General features: G+C 62.2%; 4 protein-coding genes. All 4 read left to right on the top strand.

Translation table 11 applies throughout. The features are described 5' to 3' along the window. Positions 1–162 precede the first annotated feature (162 nt). Positions 163–1,041: a bifunctional methylenetetrahydrofolate dehydrogenase/methenyltetrahydrofolate cyclohydrolase FolD gene (gene folD / locus H4O10_RS11570; RefSeq protein ID WP_012479956.1), complete on the top strand. Its 879-nt coding sequence runs from the start codon at positions 163–165 to the stop codon at positions 1,039–1,041. Between the two features lie 491 nt (positions 1,042–1,532). After that, a complete protein-coding gene (guaB, locus tag H4O10_RS11565) occupies positions 1,533–2,990 on the top strand; it encodes an IMP dehydrogenase (RefSeq protein WP_049483302.1) in 1,458 nt (485 codons plus the stop codon). 103 nt (positions 2,991–3,093) lie between these two features. Continuing rightward, positions 3,094–4,659, top strand: coding sequence for a glutamine-hydrolyzing GMP synthase (guaA, locus tag H4O10_RS11560; RefSeq protein WP_076739215.1), 1,566 nt, complete (start codon positions 3,094–3,096; stop codon positions 4,657–4,659). 400 nt (positions 4,660–5,059) lie between these two features. After that, complete coding sequence (locus H4O10_RS11555) at positions 5,060–6,310, top strand: DUF4297 family anti-phage-associated protein (protein ID WP_076739214.1); 1,251 nt, start codon at positions 5,060–5,062, stop codon at positions 6,308–6,310. Positions 6,311–6,316 lie beyond the last annotated feature (6 nt).

The raw sequence follows: 6,316 nt of genomic DNA, 5'->3' as shown, positions 1-6,316 counted from the left end.
GGGTCGTGCCGGCCGCTGGCCGGCAGATGCGCAAACGTTCCGACGTCATGGAGTTGCCGGCCAGCGGCCGGCACTACCGGTGCGCGGTGTCGGCGCGCGGCGGTGGGCGAGGGGGCCTGAATCGGGGACAATAGCGTCCCCGCCGCCCCACGCCCGCTCCCGATGACCGATTCCGCCCCCCTACATCCTGCCCGCATCCTTGATGGCCGCCGTATCGCCGAGGACCTGCTCGACAGCCTGAAGGTGCGCGTCGACGCTCGCGTGGCCGCCGGTGGCAGCCGCCCGGGCCTGGCCGTGGTGCTGGTCGGTGGCGACCCGGCTTCGACCGTGTACGTGCGCAATAAGCGCCGTGCCGCGGAGAAGGTCGGCATCGAAGCGCATGACTACGATCTGCCGGCCGGTACTACCGAAGCCGAACTGCTCGACCTGATCGACCAGCTCAATGCCGATCCGAAGATCAACGGCATCCTGATCCAGCTGCCGCTGCCGGGCATCCCCGACGCGCGCCGCCTGATCCAGCGCATCGACCCGCGCAAGGACGTGGACGGTTTCCACCCGGAAAACGTCGGCCACCTGGCCCTGCGCGAGTTCGGCCTGCGCCCGTGCACCCCGCGCGGCATCACCACGCTGCTGGGCCACACCGACCAGCCGGTACGCGGCCGCAACGCCACCATCGTTGGCGTGAGCAACCATGTCGGCCGGCCGATGGGCCTGGAGCTGCTGATTGCCGGCTGCACCGTGACCAGTTGCCACAAGTTCACCCCCAAGGACGTGCTGGAGCAGGCCGTGCGCAACGCCGACATTCTGGTGGTGGCGGTGGGCCGCCCGGGCATCGTGCCGGGCGAGTGGGTGAAGCCGGGCGCGGTGGTGATCGACGTGGGTATCAACCGGCTGGATGACGGCCGGTTGGTGGGCGATGTCGGGTTTGAAGCGGCCGCCCAGCGGGCCAGCTGGATCACCCCGGTGCCGGGCGGCGTCGGCCCGATGACCGTGGCCACGCTGATGCAGAACACCCTGGAAGCGGCGGAAGCGCTGAGCTGACCTGCGATTGGGGAGATCTGCTGTTGGTGGGTGCCGACCGTTGGTCGGCACAATGCCGGGGCAGGCCGATGACCCGCTCCTGGTAGGTGCCAACCTTGGTTGGCACGATCCGTCCGGCACCTGGACCCCAGGTGGGGTGAAGGCCTCTGGCTGTTTGTGCCAACCAAAGTTGGCACCTACCAAAGGCGCTCCAGGGCTGGCCCGAGTGATCCTCTTAAGGTGGGTGCCGACCGTTGGTCGGCACAATGCAGGAGACACAGGTGTCTGAAGGGTAGTGCGGACCATCGGTCCGCACCCACCAAAGGCAGGCCGATGACTCGCTCCTGGTAGGTGCCAACCAAGGTTGGCACCTACCAAAGGCAGTATGCCGCCGGCCCGGATGGCCCCCTGAACCAATCACCGCCCGCGCGACACTGCGTCGCATTTACCCCCTGCCACGCGGCGCGAAAACAGGGTAAAATGTCGCGCTTCCCCACATCTCGGGTATGCCGATGCTGCGCATCCAGGCTGAAGCACTCACTTACGACGACGTCTCGCTCGTCCCCGCCCACTCGACCATCCTGCCCAAGGACGTCAACCTCGAAACGCGGTTGACGCGCGACCTGAAGCTGAAGCTTCCGATCCTGTCCGCAGCCATGGATACCGTCACCGAAGCCCGCCTGGCCATCGCCATGGCCCAGCTCGGCGGCATGGGCATCATCCACAAGAATCTCAGCCTGGAACAGCAGGCCGCGGAAGTGGCCAAGGTCAAGAAGTTCGAGGCCGGTGTCATCCGCGACCCGATCACCGTCGGCCCGGAAACCACCATCCGCGACGTGCTGGCCCTGACACAGGCGCACAACATCTCCGGCGTGCCGGTGGTGGGCAGCGACGGCCTGCTGGCCGGCATCGTGACCCACCGCGACATGCGCTTCGAAACCGAGCTGGACGATCCGGTCCGCCACATCATGACCAAGAAGGATCGCCTGATCACGGTCAAGGAAGGCGCCGCGTCGGATGAAGTGCTGCAGCTGCTGCACCGCAACCGCATCGAAAAGGTGCTGGTGGTCAATGATTCGTTCGAACTGCGTGGCCTGATCACCGTCAAGGACATCCAGAAGAACACCGACTTCCCCAACGCTGCCAAGGATCTGTCGACCCGCCTGCTGGTCGGCGCTGCCGTCGGCGTGGGTGGCGATACCGATCGCCGCGTGGAAGCGCTGGTCGCCGCCGGCGTGGACGTGATCGTGGTCGATACCGCGCACGGCCACTCGCAGGGCGTGCTGGACCGCGTCAGCTGGGTCAAGAAGAACTTCCCGCAGGTGCAGGTCATCGGTGGCAACATCTGCACCGGCGAAGCCGCACTGGCGCTGCTGGACAGCGGCGCGGACGCCGTCAAGGTCGGCATCGGCCCGGGCTCGATCTGCACCACCCGCGTCGTCGCCGGCGTCGGTGTGCCGCAGGTCACCGCCATTGATCTGGTGGCCGAAGCCCTGCAGGACCGCATCCCGCTGATCGCCGATGGTGGCATCCGCTACTCGGGCGATATCGGCAAGGCGCTGGCCGCCGGTGCCTCGACCATCATGGTCGGTGGCCTGCTGGCTGGTACCGAAGAATCGCCGGGCGAGACCGAGCTGTACCAGGGCCGTTCGTACAAGAGCTACCGCGGCATGGGTTCGCTGGCTGCCATGGAGAAGGGGTCGAAGGACCGCTACTTCCAGGACGCCGCCACCGCCGACAAGCTGGTGCCGGAAGGCATCGAAGGCCGCGTGCCGTACCGCGGCCCGGTGGGCGGCATCATCCACCAGCTGATGGGCGGCCTGCGCGCCACCATGGGCTACGTGGGCTGCGCCACCATCGAAGACATGCGCAGCAAGCCCAAGTTCGTGAAGATCAGCGGCGCCGGCCAGCGTGAGAGCCACGTCCACGACGTGACGATCACCAAAGAGCCGCCGAACTACCGCGCCTGATGCGGGCCGAGCAAAGAGGAACGGGGAAGCACTTCCCGTTCCTCTTTCTCCATCTGCCGCCGTAAATCTGATTTCGTTTTCCCTACTGCATTGCCGGGGCGCCATGACCAACATCCATAACGACAAGATCCTCATCCTCGATTTCGGCGCGCAGTACACGCAGCTGATCGCCCGCCGCATCCGCGAGCTGGGCGTCTACTGCGAAATCTGGGCGTGGGACCACAACCCGGCCGAGATCGCCGGCTTCGGCGCCAAGGGCATCATCCTGTCCGGTGGCCCGGAATCGACCACGCTGCCGGGTGCGCCGGCCGCGCCGCAGGAAGTGTTCGACAGCGGCCTGCCGATCTTCGGCATCTGCTACGGCATGCAGACCCTGGCCGCGCAGCTGGGCGGTGCCACCGAAGCCGCTGACCAGCGCGAGTTCGGCCACGCCGAAGTGAACGTGATCAACCCGGATGCACTGTTCAAGGGCCTGAGCGACCACGGCGGCGAGCCGAAGCTGAATGTCTGGATGAGCCACGGCGACCACGTCTCCGTTGCACCGCCGGGCTTCACCATCACCGCCACCACCGACCGCATTCCGGTGGCCGCCATGGCCAACGAAGAAAAGCGCTGGTACGGCGTGCAGTTCCACCCGGAAGTGACCCACACCCTGCAGGGCCAGGCGCTGCTGCGCCGCTTCGTGGTGGATGTGTGCGGCTGCCAGACCCTGTGGACCGCCGCCAATATCATCGACGACCAGATCGCTCGCGTGCGCGAGCAGGTGGGCGATGACGAAGTGATCCTGGGCCTGTCCGGCGGCGTCGATTCGTCCGTGGTGGCTGCGCTGCTGCACAAGGCCATCGGCGAGAAGCTGACCTGCGTGTTCGTGGATACCGGCCTGCTGCGCTGGCAGGAAGGCGACCAGGTGATGGCGATGTTTGCCGAGCACATGGGCGTAAAGGTCGTGCGCGTGAATGCCGCCGATCGTTACTTCGCCGCGCTGGAAGGCGTGAGCGACCCGGAAGCCAAGCGCAAGATCATCGGCAACCTGTTCGTTGAGATCTTCGACGAAGAGTCGAACAAGCTGAGCAACGCCAAGTGGCTGGCGCAGGGCACCATCTACCCGGACGTGATCGAGTCGGCCGGCAGCAAGACCGGCAAGGCGCATGTGATCAAGAGCCACCACAACGTGGGCGGCCTGCCGGAGCACATGAAGCTGGGCCTGGTGGAGCCGCTGCGCGAGCTGTTCAAGGACGAAGTGCGCCGCCTGGGCGTCGAGCTGGGCCTGCCGCGGACCATGGTCTACCGCCATCCGTTCCCGGGCCCGGGCCTGGGCGTGCGTATCCTGGGCGAAGTGAAGCGCGAGTACGCCGAGCTGCTGGCCAAGGCCGATGCCATCTTCATTGATGAGCTGCGCAAGGCGGACCTGTACGACAAGACCAGCCAGGCGTTTGCCGTGTTCCTGCCGGTGAAGTCGGTGGGCGTGGTGGGTGATGCGCGCGCTTATGAGTGGGTGATTGCGCTAAGAGCGGTGGAGACGATCGACTTCATGACCGCGCACTGGGCGCATCTGCCGTATGAGTTCCTGGGTACGGTGAGCAACCGGATCATCAATGAGTTGCGGGGGGTGTCGAGGGTGGTTTATGACATCTCGGGGAAGCCGCCGGCGACTATTGAGTGGGAATGAGTTGAAAGAACGAGGGCGCCGAAAGGCGCCCTTGTTGTTTGTGGCTTGATCGAGTGACCTGCAACTTCTGGGCCTCAATAGCTGTACGTGATCGTTGGGAAACTGCGAACGAGCCGGAGAGACTGTGTCTTGTAGGAGTGCTTGGGGTCACGTAACTTCATCTCAGTAAGTTTGACGGGGGGGGGGGCTACGCCGGATGCGGATCTTCCGGATGCATGAACTTTTGTGTAATGTCGCATGAGTCCAGCTCTTGGGGGCGTGGCTGCTGTTGTGCTGAGTAACCATTTTGGTTGCTTTTGCGCGATAGCAATGGAAACCAGCTTCAATATTTGTCTAACGATCTTGTGACTAGAAATGGCGCGAGCTACCGGGCCAATCAGGGACTGATTCGGAGGCTAGGATGCTGGAGGTGGACAAGAAGCGCGAGGCGACAGCTTCGATCAGAGGGTACTTTTACCAACTCGACGCTGCCTTACTCGAAATCTTGCGCGCGGGCCTGAACGATGACATCGTCATTGAGGGTGTTGAAGATTTTGATCGTTACACGGATGAAGGTGTAATTTACGGCCAGGTAAAGTACTACGCGGAGCAGAACTTAACAGACTCAGTGCTGCGTGATCCTCTGTACAAGCTCTTTGTTCATTTCCATGGGCTCGAAGAGGGGCAGCGCGCAGGTAGAAAATACATCCTGTACGGGCACTTTTCAGAAGTTAAGATCGATATTGGTGAGCTTTCCGTCGAGCGATTTAAGTCGGTGATGGAATACCGCAAGGAGGTGAGGGCTGCTGATGGGACGATAACGTACGAGAAGAAATCCCTGCTCAATGGATCCACAGCGCCGGATGAATTGATCGAGGCGTTCTGCAAGAATTTCAGTATAAAAATTGCTGCTGAATATTCTGAACATCGAAACAGCGTTATTGAGGCCATACGGAAGAGCCAAGGTGTCTCAGTTCTTGAGGCTGAAGGATTTCACTATCCAATAGCCCTCGATTACATTGCGACACTGGCCACAAAAAAAGATCACAACGATCGAAGGACTACCCGTCGTGATCTGCAGGAAGTGCTCAAGGGCGCCCAGGTCGTCCATCATCGTTGGCTTCTCCGAGAGAAGGAGGAGGTCGAGTACGCGAAGCATATGAAGCGCCTGTACTTCTCGCCGACGAACGGCGCGGGAATGGTTCGCGCTTTCATTATTCAGTGTGATACCGGAACAGACCCTTCGGATATCTGCGATCAACTCAGGTCCATCGGTAAAAACTGGAGTTCCGCTAAGAATCGTCGCATCCAAAATTCCGACCGCTACGCTCCATTTATCCTGCTGCGCGGTGCGGATGAAGAATTTATTCTGCAGGTAAAGAACGATCTTTTCGATACTGGAATAATTTTCGTGGACGGCTTCCCGTATCGCGGATCGCCATTCCGCATTGATCACCTCCATAGCCTGCAGACTCAACAGCATCAGATCGAAATTCGCTTTGTCGACGACGAAGTGCAGTTGCAGACGGCCCTCGATGGCATGGGGCGGAAGTCGTGCCACATCTATGACTTCTTCCTTGAAAGCCCTGTGACCATGGATATGCCGGGTCCAAAGAGTCGGCTGTACTCGATCCCCGTCAGCAGCATCTCCACAATCAAGAAAATTATTTGAGGACGT

It is taken from the genome of Stenotrophomonas sp. I18B00994, from assembly GCF_014145825.1.
GTDB classification, from domain to species: Bacteria; Pseudomonadota; Gammaproteobacteria; order Xanthomonadales; family Xanthomonadaceae; genus Stenotrophomonas; species Stenotrophomonas maltophilia.
The sequence above is the reverse complement of the archived record's forward strand: the minus strand, read 5'-3'. Positions and strand labels throughout refer to the sequence as shown.